At 42.9% G+C, this 18,936-nt stretch carries 10 protein-coding genes; 4 read left to right on the top strand and 6 right to left on the bottom strand.

Annotated elements, in window-relative coordinates; genetic code table 11:
* Positions 1-28 precede the first annotated feature (28 nt).
* From FHW89_RS01605 to FHW89_RS01590, 4 genes are read left to right on the top strand one after another with little or no spacing between them, the layout of a single operon-like run.
* On the top strand, positions 29-1,312 hold the full coding sequence (locus tag FHW89_RS01605) for a condensation domain-containing protein (RefSeq protein WP_172333257.1): 1,284 nt from the start codon (positions 29-31) through the stop codon (positions 1,310-1,312).
* A complete protein-coding gene (locus FHW89_RS01600; protein WP_172333256.1) occupies positions 1,309-2,589 on the top strand; it encodes a condensation domain-containing protein in 1,281 nt (426 codons plus the stop codon). Before FHW89_RS01605 ends, FHW89_RS01600 begins: the two co-directional genes overlap by 4 nt.
* Positions 2,586-3,860: a condensation domain-containing protein gene (locus FHW89_RS01595; RefSeq protein WP_172333255.1), complete on the top strand. Its 1,275-nt coding sequence runs from the start codon at positions 2,586-2,588 to the stop codon at positions 3,858-3,860. The genes FHW89_RS01600 and FHW89_RS01595 overlap by 4 nt, the downstream gene beginning before the upstream one ends.
* On the top strand, positions 3,853-4,374 hold the full coding sequence (locus FHW89_RS01590) for a hypothetical protein (protein WP_172333254.1): 522 nt from the start codon (positions 3,853-3,855) through the stop codon (positions 4,372-4,374). The genes FHW89_RS01595 and FHW89_RS01590 overlap by 8 nt, the downstream gene beginning before the upstream one ends.
* A 6-nt stretch (positions 4,375-4,380) precedes the next feature.
* On the opposite strand, the gene FHW89_RS01585 is transcribed toward FHW89_RS01590, so the two are convergent.
* The 6 genes from FHW89_RS01585 to FHW89_RS01560 form a co-directional block, all read right to left on the bottom strand.
* A complete protein-coding gene (locus FHW89_RS01585; protein ID WP_172333253.1) occupies positions 4,381-7,665 on the bottom strand; it encodes a GH92 family glycosyl hydrolase in 3,285 nt (1,094 codons plus the stop codon).
* A gap of 17 nt (positions 7,666-7,682) precedes the next feature.
* A complete protein-coding gene (locus FHW89_RS01580; RefSeq protein ID WP_172333252.1) occupies positions 7,683-8,810 on the bottom strand; it encodes an acyltransferase family protein in 1,128 nt (375 codons plus the stop codon).
* Between the two features lie 15 nt (positions 8,811-8,825).
* Complete coding sequence (locus tag FHW89_RS01575; RefSeq protein ID WP_172333251.1) at positions 8,826-11,771, bottom strand: beta-galactosidase; 2,946 nt, start codon at positions 11,769-11,771, stop codon at positions 8,826-8,828.
* Between the two features lie 3 nt (positions 11,772-11,774).
* Positions 11,775-13,976: an alpha-N-acetylglucosaminidase gene (locus tag FHW89_RS01570; protein WP_172333250.1), complete on the bottom strand. Its 2,202-nt coding sequence runs from the start codon at positions 13,974-13,976 to the stop codon at positions 11,775-11,777.
* A gap of 136 nt (positions 13,977-14,112) precedes the next feature.
* On the bottom strand, positions 14,113-15,597 hold the full coding sequence (locus tag FHW89_RS01565; RefSeq protein WP_172333249.1) for a RagB/SusD family nutrient uptake outer membrane protein: 1,485 nt from the start codon (positions 15,595-15,597) through the stop codon (positions 14,113-14,115).
* Positions 15,598-15,601: 4 nt separating this feature from the next.
* Positions 15,602-18,811 carry a TonB-dependent receptor gene (locus tag FHW89_RS01560; protein WP_172333248.1) on the bottom strand — a complete coding sequence of 1,070 codons (3,210 nt, stop codon included), beginning with the start codon at positions 18,809-18,811 and terminating at the stop codon, positions 15,602-15,604.
* Positions 18,812-18,936: the final 125 nt, after the last annotated feature.

Genomic DNA, 18,936 nt, shown 5'->3' with positions numbered 1-18,936 from the left:
CTAAACCTTTTATCACAATTTGTTGCCTATGAGAAGAAAATTACTTTTGATTGAACGCGTTATGCATGGAGATGGGAACTACGTATTTAACGCGCTTTTACCGGTACGAGTACGCGGTAATTTTTCAGAAACAGACATCCGGCTTGCGCTGGCAAGTCTGCAAAAAACACACGCCATGCTGAATGCGGTGGTGAAAAATGATAAGAATGGAGAGCCCTGGTTTGTAGTTGATGACGAACACCCGGTTAATATCCCACTACGTATTATGGAACGTATAGACAGTGATGATTGGCAAACAGAATCGGTAAAAGAGTGGTCGGTACCTTTTAACAGCTACCAGGAACCGCTGATGCGCCTGGTATGGATCAAAGGCGAACCGGTTTCAGAATTTTTGCTGGTGATGCATCATTGTCTTTTTGATGGCCGTTCGGCATTGGTTATGCTCGAAGAGTTTTTACAATTCCTGGATGATCCTGATGCCCGCATAGCTGTCGAAGTCCCCATAGCCGATATTGGAGATATTGTTCCGCCGGCGATGCTGAATAATAAGATCCACCAGTTTATGGCCAAATTGCTGTTTGGTATGGCTTCCATAGCCTTATCACTCATACCAGCTAAGGATAAACCGGTAGAGAAAAAAAGAGATTTCCTGATCCATTGGCGACTGGATAAAGAGCTTAGCTCGGCCCTGCTGGCCTGCTGCAAAGCCGAAAACATCAAGGTAAACACCATCATGTGCGCTATTCTCTTAGATTCCTTTAAGCAGGTTCTGCCCAAAAAAGCGCTTAACAAGATCATGTGTCCGGTTGATATCCGCAATTTTAACCCGCAGATAAAAAAGAACAACATCTTTGCCTTTCCTTTAATGATACTGGTAACCACTTTTCCGGGTCTCGACTTTTTCAGCAACGCGCGGGCTATGCAAAAAGATATCGAGCACAAAATGACCAAGCTTGATCCGTATAAACTCATTATGCTGTTAGAGGCGGCCCACGGATCTTTACGTAAAATAATCAAGTTTCTACGTAATCAAAAAGCCAATAAAGATTGCATGTTTTCTAACCTGGGTAAGCTGGACATTCAGCAGCATTATAAACAATTTGAGGTGGAAACCATATTTAGCCCATCGGTTATGGTCCCTGAAGGGCACGCTACAGCGTTTACCACAACCACTTATAGCGGAGAGATGGATTTTTCGTTCATCAGCAATGAAGGAAGCCTGACATATGAAGACGCGATGGCTATCAAACATAAAATGATGGAAACAATTTCAACATTAACCGGAACAACGGAAGAACTTAGTGTGGCATGAGAAGAAAACTACTATTTGGCGAAAGAATGTTACATGGCGACGGTACGCTGCCTTTCAATGGTGTTATACCATTCAGGCTGCGCGGCGTTTTTGCAGAGGCCGATATACATTTCGCTTTAGGAAAAGTACAGGAAAAACATCCCTGGCTAAATGCCTTTGTGCAAAATGATAGTAAGCAGCGGCCCTGGTTTATTATTGATGAAACCAAACCAGTTAAGATTCCGGTAAGAATTGAGAACCGCTTAAGTGATAACGATTGGCAGGCAGAATCAATGAGGGAATTGCTTACGCCATTTGATACGGCCAAAGGTCCGCTTTTACGTGTAGTATGGATAAAGGATGAAACCGTATCTGACATGATCATTACCATTCACCATTGTTTATGCGATGGTGGCTCGGCCATGAGCATATTAGCCGAATTGCTGCAGATTTTGGATGATCCGGCTGCAGATATCGGCAAAGAAGACCCGATAAAAGGTGTAGAAGATATTATTCCATCGGCTATTTTAAATAACAAAACCAAACAATTAAAGGCTAAATTCATTGGTGGCCTTGCCGCTGTAGCGCTGAAGCTGATACCAGTGAAAAAAAACGGCATCGACAGGAAAAGGGATTATCTCATACATTGGAAATTTGATGAAGCGATCAGCAAAGAGCTGATAGTTTATTGTAAATCGGCAGGCATAACGGTAAACACCATGCTTTCCGGGGTATTGTTGGATGCCTTTAAGCAGGTAAGAAAAGACCAGGCGCATAACAAGGTATCATGCCCGGTTGATATCCGCAGATTCGCTCCCGAGATCAAGAAAGACCAGATATTCGCGTTCGGTTTGATGATCGTGGTTTCGGCTCATGCTGGTTTGAGTTTTTTAGATAATATTAAGGCTATGCAGAAAGATGTTGATCAAAAGTCAGCCAAACTTGATCCTTATGCTACGATGATGATGATGGAATCGGCACACTCTGCGATGGATAATTTTACCAACCTGCTAAAAAACGGAAAATCAACTAACGATTGTATGTTTTCTAACCTTGGTAAGGTTGATATCCCGCATCAATACCGCTCGTTTGAACTGGAAACTATATTCAGTCCGGCGGTGATCGGTCCATTGGGTAACACAACCACCATGGTAACCTCTACTTACCGCGGCCAAATGGATTTTTCATTTATTGCCAGCGAGGGCTTTGTTCCTTACGAAGATGCCCTGGCTATAAAAGATAAAATGATAGCCATGATCAAAGAACAGATTAATCATATAGCGGTAGCCGTAGCATGAAGAGAAAACTAATGATGGTGGAAAGAATTATGCACGTAGATGCTTCTACGCCGCTTAATTGTGTGTTTGCCGTTAAAATAGCCGGGAGCATCAATCCCGAGAATCTGCATACCGCCCTGGCAAAGGTTCAGCAAAAACATCCGTTACTAAGGGTAGGTATAGACGAAGAACAGGAAGGCGGCCCCTATTTTGTTACCAATGAATATGTACGATCGATCCCGGTACGTATAGCTGAGCGCCTTACCGACAACGATTGGCTAAAGGAATCGGAAACAGAATGGTATAAGTTATTTGACGGCGACAATGTACCGCTGGCGCGCGTGGTATGGATAAGATCAGCTGCTGTATCAGAGCTTTTACTGGTGATGCCGCATTGTGTTTGCGACGGAGGCACCTGTGTAGCTTTGCTTAGCGAGATATTAAGCCTGCTGGATAACCCGGCACAGGAATTGGATACCTATATACCATTCAATTCGGTACAGGAATTAATGCCCGATAGCTTTGATATCGCTAAAAACAAACGCAAAGGCAGGATCTATTCGTTTTTAGGCCGGTTATTTTTTCTGCTTAAGAACACCCGTAACAAATTTGGAACCGGCAGAAACTACGCCATACATTGGAAAGTGGATGAAGAACAAACTCTTGCCATAGCCGAAGCTACTAAAAATGCAGGTACATCAATGCACGCGGCTTTATGTGTGGCTTTTCTCAAGGCATTTCAAAAAGTAAGAGGAGCTAAGGCCCGCGGTAAGCTGATCAGCCCGGTAGATATCAGGCGTTTTATACCCGAGATAAAAGCGGATACGATGTTTGCCTTTGCGCCTATTGTGGAGTTGACTATTGATAAAAAAAATCCCAATATGGATTTTTGGGAACAGGCTCGTAAAATAAAAACTGATCTGACTGCCAAAATCGAAACCATGAACGCCTATGAAATGTTATGGATGGGCGAATACATGCACAAAACAGTGAACAGGATGGTGAAATTTTTAAAGTCCACGGATGGATCGCACGATGTTACGCTATCAAACATGGGCAGGCTTCCTATTGCAGAGAAGTACCAGAATTTTGAAGTGGAAACTATTTACAGTCCAACGGTGGCATTTCCATGGCGCAATCCTAATACGTTGGTAACAACCACTTTTAAAAACAAGATGGATTTTACTTTTATGTCAAACGATAATTTCCTGGAGGAGACCGAAGCATTGAAAATAAAAGATGCCGCAATGGAACTATTATTTGCCAACTTACAGCAATTAACGCATGCCTGAAAAACCAATACAAAAAACTACCTTACGACGGTTTGTACAAAAGAAACTGCTGCAATACATCATTCCTAATATTTTCTTCAATACCATCATTGCTTATGCCAGCTTTGCCAAATTAGGCTATACCCATCTGTTTGAAGGCGAACAAAGTATGGCGAGGCTTACACTGCCCATGTCGTTATTTTTACCCTTTATACTCAGCCTCGATATCCTCAAAAAAACGATCCTGGCCGTTGAACAAGGAGTGCTTGACCTGACAATTAGTGACGATCTGAATAAAAACAGATTTGCCATGCAAACAGCCATTATCAATGGCGTTGGTAGTTTTCTGATTGTTTTAGCTGTAATGTTAATAGCACAAGTAAGCTTACCTGCTCATTATAAATTCAACGGACCAATAATGGCCTATCTGGATGGTTCGCTGGCGGCCGCCTATTCCATCATCTTTACTTATTTCCCGATCAGGAAATTAAGGAAGTATATGTCCAAACAGGTGGAGGTTCCGGTATCGGCTTAAATAGGTTCAGTTTTCAGGCTTGTCTTTATAAAGACTTTGCTCCTTGTTAAAAATTTCCTGGATTCCGGCGGTTGAAAGCGGTTGGGCAAAAACTTTGATACCGTCCATATAGCCATGAAATATCCGCTCTGACGGAAACTCTTCATTCCGTCCTATCTGCCATTTATTGGCCACAGATAGATTCACTGGCCCTTCTACCGTTGACATACCTACCAATTTACCATCAATGTAGAGAAACAAAATATTACCATTGCAAACACCTGCTATATGGTGCCAATTCTGTTTCCAATTTGCAGGTAGTTTTACTGTACAATCGCCGCGTCCCCAGCCACCGGCAAAAAAGGTAAGCGTTTCGTTATTATTCATTTGTAAAACATGGGTATCGCCTTTGGTAAGCATATCCGTAAGCCCAGTTTCTTTTCCTTCGGGATAAACCCAGGTCATCATGGTAATAGTTTGCCCAAGCTTATCCAGGCTCGGCGCATTAGGTACTTCAACGAAGCGATCATCACCCAGCAGTAACCTTTTTCCTTTTCCGATTTCCACGCGCTTGGGCTGAATGATATGCGCGTTGTTCTCAAATCCCGAATGATCTGCAATAAGCTGATCATTATCTTTTGCAACGAGCGTAAGATCAAGCAGCAGCGAACCCGCATCATCACTAAATACTTTATATATTGATGATATATTGTTGATCAGCAATATTTTAATACCATTTACTTTATCTTCAAACTGATGATTCTGCATCTTACTTTCTCCTGGGGCAAGCTGTAGATGATCAGTATATAAAAGAGAGTCATTCAACTTTACAGGGATAGAAAATGATTGATCCCTACCAGTCAGATTTTTAATGGTGTAACCGATCTGCTGCTGGCTGTCGCGATGTATCAATGGTTTAGCCTCGATTCCTGATATTTCAAAAGGATGTTGTACTTGTTGTTTAGGTTCAATAACCTCTACCATATCATCGCCTGCCTCATTCAGGCTCACTTTTGTTTTTCCTAATCTATATAATCTGCAGCTGATAGAATCAGCGACTGTGCTTCCTTGCGGAATAAGATAGTTTTTGCTGGCGACAACCCTTCCATCAGCATATATCCTGATATTCTTAGTACCGGCCGAGCCCCTGTTTTGCACTGTAAACCGCAACCATAACTGCTCATTCGGTTCGACTCTTGTTTTTTGCAAGTTATAGCTGATAATTTTTATATCCGATGCCGTTTTAGTCTCCGATAATATGATGGGATTTTTATCGGCAGGCCATTTTTGCAGCTTATCGCTCATAGTAAACTGCATTGCTCCGCCACCGGTAATTGTCGCGTGGGGCAAAACCAATTGTTCATATGCCTTACCATTAACAATTAATGAGTTTACATATTTGTTGCCAGCCGATTGTTTTTTAGCCTCAATTGTCCATGTTTTATGATTTGCCAAATGCAGGGTTACCGATTGAAACAAGGGCGCGCCAATAGCATATTCCGGTTTGCCCGGACTCATGGGAAATATCCCCAATGCATTAAATATATAAGCGCTCGACATCGCTCCAAGGTCATCATTCCCCGGCAACCCTTGCGGATTATTTTGATAACGTTTCAGCATAATATCCCGGCACCAGGCTTGTGTAAGATCGGGCCTGCCAGCTGCATTAAACAGATAAGGAACATGTATAACCGTTTCATTATCAAACAATATTACATCATTCCTTAAAGCAGAATCTAAACAATTGGCAAAGGCATTATTACCGCCCATCAGGTTAACCAGGTCCTTGGCATTGTGAGGTACAAAGTATGAGTACACCCACTTGTCGCCCTCTTTGTAGCCAGACATGCCCGGGTTCACCTTAAAATCATTTCCAGCCCGGGGTAACATAAACAAATCATCAGGATGAAACAGGTTCCGGTAATTGAGACCTCTTTGTTGCAAAAGCTGATAGTCTGCCTCGTTGTTCATGACCAGTTTGGCATATTGCGATAGTGCCCAATCATCATAAGCATACTCTACCGTACGGGTAACCGATTCTGAATTGGTATACGGCACATAACCTAAACGGTGATATATGCTCATATCCTTCTGCACAAAAGGCGAATCAATAATATTACTATTCATGGCTTTATAAACCAACGCTTTATCGTAGCCGGTGATACCTTTTAAATAGGCGTCTACAATAATGGGGATCGCGTGGTTACCGGTCATGCTTTCGGTGGGTAAATGGCCGGTTTGCTTATAAATATCCAGCATGGACAAGATGACGTCCTTCTGCTTTTCGGGATACAATAAACTCAACAAAGGGTGCAGCGACCGGAAGGTATCCCATGGAGAAAACCCGCCGTATTGATACTTACCCGAAGCATGGTGAACAACACCGTCCTCACCCCTATAATTCCCATCCACATCAGAAATTACCCAGGGAATCAGTAGCGAATGGTAAAGGGCTGTATAAAATATGGTCTTATTGTTTTCGTTGCTATCTATAATATCAACAGTAGATAATTGTTTACTCCAATCACTGGCCGTGCGTGCAGCAAAGGCCTTAAAACTGAGTTGAGCTATTTCTTTATCGATATTGTGTTGAGCACTCGCGAAGTCCACTGTTGATGTGCTCAGCTTTAACTCAATAACTTTTGCCAAGGCAGTTGTTTTAAAGGTAAATAGGTAACCGTCTTTTACTTGCTTCTTTTCATTAAAAGCTTCACTAAAATTGATCACCGTATTCAAAGCAGCGCCATGTATAATTTTTCCGGAGACAACGTTTATATCCCCTGTATTACCTATAAAGATCTGTGCTTTTGTTTTAGCAGGGAATGTAAACCGCAGTATACCTGTGCGGGTAGATGTGCTTGCTTCGGTTATGATATGATTATTGGTGAATTTTACCCGGTAGTATCCTGGACTCGCGATCTCATTCTGGTGCGAGAAACGGCTCTTATAAATGCCCGGTTCAAAACCTTGTCCGGCTATTATAGGCATAATAAATAAACGCCCCGCCGAACCTTCGGGAAAACCACTATGGTGGCCTAAACAGCTGAAATAATAAATGGATGAATCGGCATAGTTATACCCTCTTGCTCCGCTAACCCGTGTTTCCGGACTGATCTGGATAAATCCTGATGGAGATACTGCGCCAGGATACGTACCACCATCACCACCCCAATGGGTAGGTACACCACTTTTGGTAGTGCCGATGAAAGGGTTTACATATGATAAATTCGACTTGTTTTGCGCTTTTGTATTGGAAATTAAAACAAGCGATAGCAACAGCAGTCCAACGACCTTTTTTGTTACGAGGGGCATTTTAAACATATGTAAACTTATATTTTGATATAGATCTTTCTTTTATCCATCACATAACCAACAAACCAGCAAAGCATCATATAACATAGGGCAAAAACCAGCGTACCAAATGCACCCGGAAAAAGCGGCTGATAAAATACCTGGTTCACCCAATCATAAAAGCTGAGGTTTGGCTTCACCCAAACAGTTGAAATAACGGTAAATAGCAATTCCGACAACAGGTATATCGCCAGCGAATTCCGGCCAAAAACCAGGAAAAAGTTGGTACCCCGCTTGATATTCTTTAGTTCGATGGCGTAGATCAATACACCAATAATCACCAGGTCGATACCGGTGGTAAGCAAGGTAAATGTGCTTGTCCATAACTTTTTGGCCAATGGGAAAAACTGAGCCCAGAACAAGGCTATCCCAATGAGGCAAACCCCGGCTATTAATAGCTTTGCTACCGATTCATAGTTACGTCCCTTGCGTTGTATGTATGCCCCTGCCAGGTAACCTGCTATTACATTTACAATGGCAGGTAAAGTGCTCAGCAACCCTTCCGGGTCAAAAGCTATAGGGCCGCCTTTATCATGGTATAAATGCACGTTGCCCATAATTAATATATCCAAACGGGTGCCCGCATTGCCCAGCATGGTCAACTCTTTGCCCGGTTCGCCGAGCAGCAGTAAAAACACCCAGTATCCCAATAAAAGTAAAACGGAGATAATAACAGCCGTACGCTTGGAACAATAGTGCACGATAAGCGAGCCAAAAAAGTAGCAAAGCGCGATACGCTGTAACACCCCCATAATACGGGTATTGCCCAGCGGATTAAATGCCCAGCCACCGGCTTCGCGGTGAAAGAAGGGAAACCAGTACATCAGGTAACCCAACAAGAATATGATGAACGTACGTTTGCCTATTTTACGCAGAAAAGCGCTGTTACTTTCAAATTTATTTTTAGAAAAACTTAAGGCGTTGCCCACTGCGAACAAAAAAGACGGAAAAACAAGGTCTGTTGGTGTAAAACCAAACCATGCTGCATGATCCAGCGGCGCCCATTGAACCGCGCCAGAACCGGGAGCATTTACAATGATCATGAAGCATATGGTCATGCCCCTGAAAATATCGAGCGTTATAAACCTGTCTTTTGCTAAAGCCATATCTTTTTAATTTTATTATAATTTTCCCTGAAGTATATAAGTTACCCTACCGGCCTCTTTCTCTGATCTGATGCTTACCTTATCTGGCCGGTTACCATTTTCGTCATAAATTACCACTTGATTGATGCCAGCTTTTAACCAGCATTCGGGTATGTACATGCCAATATTGCCCACCTTTTCGGGGTAACGGCCCAGGTTATAGCCATTCACCCAAACAGAACCATAACTCAAGCCATCGGTATAAACCCGCCATATCAAATGTTTACCTTTTGGTTGTGGCACAGTAAATTGTGACCGGAAAAACTGTGGACCTGCGAATGAGGTTTTAAGCACTGGTTTATTCCAGCCATCAACAGCATCCGGATTGCCCGGCCCCCCAAACATTTTCCAATTATTGATGATCATAGCATCACCTATGCTGTTTATTTTTACAGGCTGATCAATACCGCCTTCGTTGGAGTAGTTTTCGATGAATAGTGTAAGCATGATCGGCTTTTTAAGCGTAGCGGTATCATTAATTTCCACAGCAAATGGCGAGTTCCAGCCTTTATGTTGTGCTACCTGCTTACCGTTGATAAATACGGTGGCGTCTTCGTCCACACTTCTGAAATTGATGGTAAGCTTATTAGGATTGCCTGCCTGAACCGGGATAGTAGTTTGAAACCAGCCAAAGCCCTCCTGCTTGTTAAATACATCATCACCAATTTTATATTTTTTCCAGCTGATAGTGTCAAAAACCGGGATGTTGTTTTTTACATCGATAGCTTTTTCGGCTTTGGTAAAATACCAATTGTTGATAGCAGATATAAATGGACCACCCTGTTTGAGCTGAACCTGACCCGATAAGCCTTTCTTATCCACATCAGTTATCGAACCGATGTATGCAGCCAGCTTATCGCGACCATCGTGCGCAGTAAATACAGCCAGTGTGTGTTTGCCTTTTTCCAGATCAAATGTCACCTCGCCGTCCCTAACTTTCCATTGAACAGTCTTCCTGCCATCAACAAAAGCTGTAGCCCTGTCTCCGCCATCAACCTGCATGGTGTACTTTCCCGATACCGGAACATCTACCCTGGTACGATACCAGGCATCGGCAGTCAGGTTGCCATCAGCGCCCATTTGTTGAGGATCGGCGGAACTAAACCAGTTGGTATCATTATAAGCTGGCGCCGCATAAACAGCCCCATCTTTGTTTTGCCATGGAGATAAACTTATGTTTAAATTATATTTTATATCATGCTGATATACAGATTTTAAAAGAGATGAACTATTATTTTGATATAACCAGATCTGCCCATCTTTTTTACCTGTTAAAGGATATTCGGCAGTGGCTTGTAACTGGCCATTTTGCAGTTTAACATCGGCCAGGTAAGATACACCGCTGATAATAGCATTTGAACCCGCCTGCTCTACTATCCAGGTTTTATCCATTGTTTTGGCATCCATGGTTAAAATACGAACACGCTGCCCACCTACTTCAAATGAATATTCGCCTGGTTTGTCTGACTGAGTAGTTAACAGATCGATATTACCATCGCTTACTTTAAATCCGGTTGTTCCTTTAGGTACGATCGCTTTTCCTCCCACCTTAAAATAAAGCGCTACAGGACTGCCTTTTTCGGTTTCGGCCAAGATGGTTGTGGTATTACCTTGCTTTACCAGCCCATATATACGTGTAAACGCCCAATTAAGCGTTATCTGGTTATTGATGATGTAATTGTGCACCAAAGGATATATCTCACCCGGAGCCAGCATTACAGTGGCTACAGGTATGTTATTATCAACTTTAACAACCGCTTTGAGTGCCTTCTTACCTTGATTATCTAAAAAGACCAGATCACCAATATCGGCCGATCTTGCGGTAACTTTTAAACTGCCGTCTGTTGCAATATCTTTATAGGCGGCAGTTGCATCGGTACAATTTTCCAATACATCCTGAAAACTACGGGCAAAAAAGGCCGCTCGTTTAAAACCGTAATAGATGGGCCTTAGATCGCCAGCCTGCCCAACTGCCGAACCGTAATCGTAGGATGCTGCATCTTCATCATTATTGGTATAACCGAAATTTGAGCCCCCATGAGCCATGTAATAGTTATATCCGCCACCACCGTGCGTTATTATTTTCCAGGTACGCCGGGCATACACCGCCGAATCTGTTGGCTTAGCGCCATATTGAGAGTACCATACACTCCAAAACTCGGTTGAAAACCATGGATTAGGTCGTTTTGGGTCATCCAATGTACCATCGCCTGCAGGGTCACTGGCATGGTGCAGGCCGCTAAAAAAATACGGCACTTGTAAACCTAAACTTAGTGCCTTGCTTTGCAGATGTTTAAAATAATTATCGGGCATTACCGTTCCCCATCCATTATTATGCTCATTCTCCAGCTGCACTAAAATTACCGGGCCGCCTTTGTTAATCTGCTGGTTAAAAACAATGGGTAATAACTTATCAAAGAAACGGTCAACGTATTTCTCAAACTCCGGGTTATCTTCCCGCACACGGAGGCCTGGTTTAAATTTCAACCATAATGGATAGCCGCCCAGATCCCACTCGGCACAATAGTAGGGTCCTACCCTAACTATGGCATACATACCCAGGCTCTTAACCGTAGTTAAAAATGCGTTCAGGTCATGATCGCCTGCGAAATTGAATTTACCTTCCAGTGGTTCATGAAAATTCCATATCGTGTATACTTCCACGCAATTAAAGCCGGCCCTCTTTAATCGTAACAATCTATCATACCATAGCTGCCGTGGAATACGCGCGTATTCTAAGCCTGCCGATGCCAGGAAAGTACGTTTTCCATTTATTAAAAACCCTTTACTATCAAAATTGATGAAGGGCTTAGCTGTTTCCTGCGCAGGAAATATATGATCATTTATAGCCTGGCTGTAACCCCGATTGCTTCCAGCCAGCATTGCAACAACCAAAAGCGCGGTATAAAAACGTTTGTTCATTATTTACCGTTGATAAGCTTGCTGAATTATAGGGCTATATTTCTTAAATAATTGCTTGGCTTTTTCTACAGAATTACCGCTGATAGTATTTGGATATGCATTATCGTGTTTGTTTACCCATTGCCATTCCCAGTCTTTTACCTGCTTGTCAAAAGCAAGCTCATCAAATTTACTGCCCGAAGCCAGTGATTTATTTAACTGGTCAAAAAACAGAACCCAACGCTGTTTATAATATCCGTTGATCAATCCAGCCCATTGACGGTTGGAATATTCTCGCAAGCCACTTTCTTTATCGCCCCAAAGTGTAACCAGATCGCGGGCGTTAAACTCATACAGGTTCTTTTCTTTTTCGGTGATGCCGTTAGCTCTGGCTTCAGCTATCCATTTACCCAACAGGAAATCTTTACGGGTACTCAACAGCGCATCCATATCATCCATGAGTTGTAAAAACTGGCTGCTGTATAACTTAAATTGTGCCTTATCCCCCGTATGGTATGCCTTTACCATTTGCTGTTGCAGCGGACTTGCATAGTTGGCCAGCACTTGTCGCGTAATATCAACCAGATCATATTGAAAGCCATCGCTTTGTTTTAGACTGTCCGAAGCGTTGATGAACAGCCCCCAGGCTTTAACCAGTTGCGCAGGGTCATAGTCCAGTTTGGTTAGTACCCTATCGATAGTTTTCTTAAAGGTAGGCCGGGCCACGATAATAGATTCCGGGCCACCTTCTGTTAGGCCCCCGGAATACACGGTATTTAATAATATTTGCCAGGCTTCATTTACCTGTGTGTTGCTTTGGCCATAACGTCTTTGCGCGTAGTTAGTCAACCATTTATCCGCATCAATCGGGGTATCAGTCCAAACATTTTCCAACATCAGGGCAAACAGCGCTGGGTTTTGCTCGATACCTTCGGGAGTAATGCCTATGCCCCGCATATTTTTTGATTCGGGATCATGCAGGGCTATCGCCGGATCGGCCGCCACATGGCGCATACGACCAAACAGACTGATATTGCCGCCAAAGTTTTGCAGCATGCTCCAGATCCATGGTTTGCCGTAATATGCTTCGGTACGGTTCCAAACCGGATGTGCGTCGCTATACAGATCCAAAACGATCATTTGTTCGTTAGGTACCGCGTTTAGCAGCGCCTTGATCTGCTGGGGCTGCCAGAATTTGTTGTTATAGTGGAACATCCAGCCTTGCATCACCCAAATTGCTTTGGGATCAGCTGCGGCCATGGAATTAAAAACCTTTTTACTCATGCCATCCAAGTAAGTAGAATCATTTGTTGGCGGCACGTTTTCATTAAAAGTATCGGCAGAGTACAGGTGATCTGTACCAAACTCTTTGGTTTGCGCCTCTATATATTTTTTACCGATGGTTTCAAACATCGGATCGTCGGGGTCGAGTATATAAACATCCGGAAAACCGGCATCCCAGTTGGTTTTTTTAACCTTTGCATCGGGGAATTTTTCTTTAAAGGATGGCGGAACGTGTCCTGTAAATGAAGACAGTACAGGTTTCATACCAAAGGAACGTTCACGCTCCAATATTTTCTTTTGCAGCTCTTTGTGGGAGTCCATCCAATGCTGTGGCAGCGGACCACCCCAGGCATCAATGTTACCCATCCAAAACCAGGCAAAATAAGCAGGACCGCTAAAAAACTCATCCAGTTGTTTATCGGTAAAGCCCATGCTTTTGTATACGTTTTGCCAAACGGCTTCTTCGCCGGTAATGGCCAATGGCAGATTGATGCCGTTTAGGGCCATCCAATCAATTTCTTTTTGCCAGCGGGCCCAATCCCACCAGGCCATGGAATAATTGTAGGTACAATAATTTAAATAATAGCGATATTGATATGGCGTGGCTTTCTGTACCAGTCCCTTTACTACAGGCAGTGTCGCCGGTAAATTCAGGTTGGTACCATTCCACCCGATATCACTAAAACAATAAGTTTTAAGATAGTAGTTTAATGCCGAGGCTACGGACAAGCCATTATCACCCCGTAAAACTATTTTACCATCCTTGTTGTCAAGTTCAAAAACATTTTTACCATTTTGCTGTGGAATAGCCTCGATAATAAAGGAACTGCTTTTGCCGGGAATAACCCGTTCTATAAAGGCATACAGTGCCTTTTGATCAACCTGGGCACTAACCTTAAAGGCAGATGCCATAACAACGAGTACAAGTAAATACTTTCTCATTTAATAATTTTATTGAATAATAATCGTGATGATACGAGAATAACGTAGATGTGTTTTATAAAATGCCGGCAACCAAAATAAAAAATCCTGCGGGAGACTCCTTATCCTGATTACCGGCAATTTATACTATCATCTTTTAGAAATTAGGATTTTGTTTCAAAACACCTTTACTCTTGTCAATTTCAACCTGAGGAATTGGGTAGTAGTAATGTTTCGGCCTAACAAAAATTACATTCTTATTTTGATCGATTGGAGCTTTAGATATCGATAAATTGTAGATAGCGGCAATATCAACTATTTTGTCTTTATCCCAACGCATCAGGTCCTGGTGACGCTCGCCTTCGCCGGCAAGTTCCACACGACGCTCATGGATCAGTTCTTTCATGCCCGCGCCTGATACCGGTTTTAGCAAAGGCGATGCGCGATGCCTCACCTGGTTGATCAGGGCATCCCCTGCCCCTGCTCCTTGCGTACGGATCAAGGCTTCGGCAACCAACAGGTAAATATCTGCAGAACGCATTAATGGTACGGCAAAAGAGTGATCAACACCACCACCTGCCGTTGCACTGTTAAATACCGCGTATTTACGGAAAACATAACCAGTGGCAGAAAGATCTGACGTAAATGTAGTCAACCCTTTACCATCACCAATATCAATTTGGTCACCAACCCCTAAAAGCGTTGCTTGCTTACGTGGGTCATTGGCTTCAAACTCATCGGCCAGTCCTTGTAATGGCTGACTAAAGCCGTAGCCGCCCCATGGACGAGGAATGTAATACACGGTAAAGTCGTTTTGTATTACATTTTGAATGGCTTGTATGGACAATAATAATTCTGTGTTATTGGCAGGAAGTTCATTGGCACGGGTAAAATTCGACTGGTAATTAGCAGCTAACGCATAGTTAGGATTGCTTACCACTTGTTGCCCGGTTGCTATAGCTTCCGGGAATTTTTCCCAGTACATATACAATTTGGTTAACAGACCAAGCGCTGTGCCCTTGTTTACACGACCGCGATCGGCCGGGCCGTAGCTTTCGGGCAAATTGGCAATAGCGAGTTTCAGATCTGATTCAATTTGTTTGCGTACATCCTCAATAGGCGATTTAGGCACATTGAAGTTTTGTTTGGTGTAGTCATCCTCGGTAATAATGGGTACATCGCCATAAATTACCATCAAACGCCAGTAACCAAAAGCCCTGAAAAAATATGCTTCGCCCATGCTGCGTGTTTTGATGGCAGGGGTTATATTGGCGATCTTAGGGATATTGATGATACAATTGGTAGATCGGTTGACTGTTTCATACTTCCATTTCCAGCTATAGTTAACCTGCGCATTGGAGGCATCGTATGTTAAATTCTCTATAGCTTCGTCCTCACTGTGGTCACCTGAGCGCCAGTAATCATCAGAGGCCACATCAAAAGTAGTTTCGGCATGGGCTATATAATCTTCTCCCTCCAGTAAACTGTATATACCGGTTATAGCGCTAACCGCCTGTGCTTCGTTCTGGAAATAATTATCGCTATTGTAAGCACCTTTCTGATTCAGGTCAAGTGCTTTTTTACAGCTGCTTGTAAATAACAGTGCCGCTGTTGCTATATATAATATGTTTTTTGCTTTCATGAGGTTATAGTTTTGCGGTTATACCAAATGTTATTGTGCGTACTGCCGGATACTGGGCCACATCAACCCCTCTTTGCAGGTTACCACCATTGTTGTAACCCAACTCAGGCGTATAACCGGAGTATTTGGTGATGATAAATACATTTTGACCCGATGCATATAACTTTATACTGCTAAAGGTTGCCTTTTTGCTCCATTCTGCTGGCAGTGTGTAACCGAGGGTTACATTTTTAAGCGAAAAATAGTTACCACTCTCAACAAACAGATCAGATGTACGATAGTTATCATTTGCACGATCTAAAGACATGCGGGGGATAGTATTGCTGGTACCCGGTCCGGTCCAGCGACCCAACGTTGATGCGTACATATTAAACGGATAGGTTGGGTCAATACCCTGCATCCTATCGGCATTGTATAAACTAACACCAAAAACACCCGTAAAATTTGCCGACAGATCAAACCCTTTGTACGATAAGCTTCCCTGCAAACCTGCTGTTACATTTGGATTTGGATTGCCCAGGTTGGTACGGTCGTTACCATCAATCAGCCCATTGCCGTCCAGATCCCGGAAACGTACGTCGCCTGGTTTAATATTTCCTTTACGCGGGTCGTTTTTCAGGGCCGGATCATTGTCGATATCGGCCTGAGTCTGGTATAAGCCATTGGTTTTCCAACCATAGAAAGACGCGATCGGCTGACCTTGGTAAGTTCTGGAGATCTCCTGATTAGAGCGTCCGTAAAGAACCGATCCAATATATGAACCCTCGCCATCAAGATGGGTAACCTTGTTTTTAATAAATGATGCGTTAGCACCAACACTAAACTTTAATTTGTTACCGCCCTGATAATTTGCTTCAACCTCAATACCCTTGTTATTCATGGAACCAACATTTTGGCTCGGAATATTAACAAGGCCAAAAGTCCCTACCGTAGGCGGAGAGTAAAGCATGTCGCTGGTATTTTTATTAAAATAAGTAATGGTGGTGTTAAGCTTATTGTTTAAAAAGCCCGCTTCCAAACTTACATTGGTCATGGCGGTAACCTCCCAATGTATGTCGGGATTGGCTATCCGGGTAACGGCTCCTCCGCTGGCGCTTGTTCCGCCAAAGGCATAGCCGCCGTTGCCATAGGTATTGTTAACCTGTATTAAACTTAGGTACTGAAACGTATCGACACTTTGGTTACCCAAGCGGCCATAGCCTCCGGTTAGTTTCAGGTTACTGATCCAGCTGATATTTTTGATAAACTCCTCCTGTGATAAGCGCCAGCCCAGTGAAAAAGCCGGAAAATAACCCCAGTGATTGGTAGGTCCGAATCTTGATGAGCCGTCAGCACGGAATGTCGCGGTAGCTAGAAACCTGTCATCGTAGTTATAAAAAGCCCTTCCAAAAGCCGATTGCAATGACGATTGATCGGGTGGCAAAGCTGTAGCAAACTGATCTTGACCCAGGTAAAGGTACCGCTGATCGGGTGAAGTATCATCAAACCCAATCCTTTGCGCGGTAAAGCCGTTATTGGTATTAAACTTTTGGTACGAATAACCGCCCGTAACCGTTAGGTGACTTTTTCCGAAGACTTTATCATACGTAAGAAAAGCTTCCAGCAATTGGGAATATTCGTCTGTTTCAGATTGCTTTAGTGAAGAACTGTTGGTAGGTCGTGCCTGGTTAATATCCTTAATATCAAACTCATACTGACGGCCTATATCGCCATCAAAGGCATAGTTGACACGCAATTTCAGATCTTTGATAAACTGCACTTCGGCAAAAGCGTTTGCTAATGTCCGGTATTTGCGTTTATAGGCGTCCGTTTCCTGAATGGTTGCATACGGGCTATTGATATCGCCCAATTGATTGGCAAAATTTCTTGATGTTCCAAAGCTGCCGTCAGGATTTACCAATGGTATAGCCGGATTAAAGCGAAGTGCCGAGAAAACCAAACCTGTTTGTGAGCTGTAAGTATCATACCCGTTATTATCAGTATAAGTTAACTGTATGTTTTCGCCCACTTTTAACCATGGTTTCAGTTTATGCTCAGAATTGATCCTTACGCTGTAACGCTTAAAGTCGCTTTTGTCAATGATCCCCCTTTCATCGTAAATAGAGGTTGAGAAGTAATAGTTTGATACCTCATTACCACCATTTATATTGATATCGCCGCTGCTTACATGGCCTGTTCCCATAATAGCGCGTTGCCAGTCGGTTCTTTGGGTGGCATAATAACTATCATTCCATGGCGCGTCAATAGCAACACCATCATTGGTATAACGTTCTCTTTTCAGTTTATACAAATCAGGGGCTGTGAGTAGGTCCAGGTACTTAACCGATTTTGAAAAGCCGTTATAAAAATTAACTGTAGTGCTTAGTTTCTGGTTATAAGTACCTTTTTTAGTAGTTACCATCACCACCCCGTTTGCCGCCCTGGTACCATAAATAGCGCTTGAAGATGCATCTTTCAAAACGTCAACGCTGGCAATATCATTGGGGTTAAGATCGCTAAATGCATTAGGGTCAAATGTAGGTACACCATCAATTACAATTAATGGATTGGCGTCATTGATAGTACCAGTACCGCGAATACGAATACTTGGGGCTGCTCCCGGTGAACCATTGTTGCTTACAATGTTTACACCGCTGGCACGGCCATCCAAAGCCTGTGCTGCCGAAGCTACCGGCAAATTTTGAATATCACTACCCTTAACATTGGCTACTGAACCTGTAAGGTCTACTTTTTTACTGGTACCATATCCAACCACAACCACCTCATTTAGGGCTGATGGCAAAGCATCCATAGTAATAGTTAAGCTTTTGTTGCCGGCAATGGGTACTATTTTTTTGGCAAAGCCGATATAAGTTAGCTCCAGCGTACCATCGTCGGGCGCGTTGATACTGAAATTGCCATTCACATCTGATGTTACACCAATATTTGTTCCTTGCAACTTAATGCTTACACCAATTAAAGGCTCGCCTGTTTTATCAACTACTTTACCTTTAATAATAGCCTGACGATTGGCATCTTCCTGGTTGGATATGATAATCACATGATCATCCGCCATTTTGTAGGAAAGTTTACTATCAATAAGGCTGTTCAATATCTGATCTATCGTGGCATCTTTTACATCCAGATCAACCTTGCCCAATTTTTTGATGGCCGAGTAGTTGTAAAAGAAACGATAATCACTTTGTTTTTGAATCTTGGTTAAAATATTGCTCACATCGGTTTGCTTTACGCTGAGTGTAAACTTTTGTTGAGAATACACTGTTGCCGAAACTTGCATGCATGTAACCAGAATTAGGAGGAAAACTGCTTTCATCAGCAAAATAACTTTTAGACATACGG

The organism is Mucilaginibacter sp. SG564, from assembly GCF_013149275.1.
In the GTDB taxonomy this organism is placed as follows: Bacteria; Bacteroidota; Bacteroidia; order Sphingobacteriales; family Sphingobacteriaceae; genus Mucilaginibacter.
This window is presented reverse-complemented; position numbering and strand designations above follow the sequence as displayed.

Coding starts and splice junctions, on each gene's coding strand:
- FHW89_RS01605 (WP_172333257.1), top strand. CDS start 29: ATGAGAAGAAAATTACTTTTGATTGAACGCGTTATGCATGGAGATGGG.
- FHW89_RS01600 (WP_172333256.1), top strand. CDS start 1,309: ATGAGAAGAAAACTACTATTTGGCGAAAGAATGTTACATGGCGACGGT.
- FHW89_RS01595 (WP_172333255.1), top strand. CDS start 2,586: ATGAAGAGAAAACTAATGATGGTGGAAAGAATTATGCACGTAGATGCT.
- FHW89_RS01590 (WP_172333254.1), top strand. CDS start 3,853: ATGCCTGAAAAACCAATACAAAAAACTACCTTACGACGGTTTGTACAA.
- FHW89_RS01585 (WP_172333253.1), bottom strand. CDS start 7,665: ATGCCCCTCGTAACAAAAAAGGTCGTTGGACTGCTGTTGCTATCGCTT.
- FHW89_RS01580 (WP_172333252.1), bottom strand. CDS start 8,810: ATGGCTTTAGCAAAAGACAGGTTTATAACGCTCGATATTTTCAGGGGC.
- FHW89_RS01575 (WP_172333251.1), bottom strand. CDS start 11,771: ATGAACAAACGTTTTTATACCGCGCTTTTGGTTGTTGCAATGCTGGCT.
- FHW89_RS01570 (WP_172333250.1), bottom strand. CDS start 13,976: ATGAGAAAGTATTTACTTGTACTCGTTGTTATGGCATCTGCCTTTAAG.
- FHW89_RS01565 (WP_172333249.1), bottom strand. CDS start 15,597: ATGAAAGCAAAAAACATATTATATATAGCAACAGCGGCACTGTTATTT.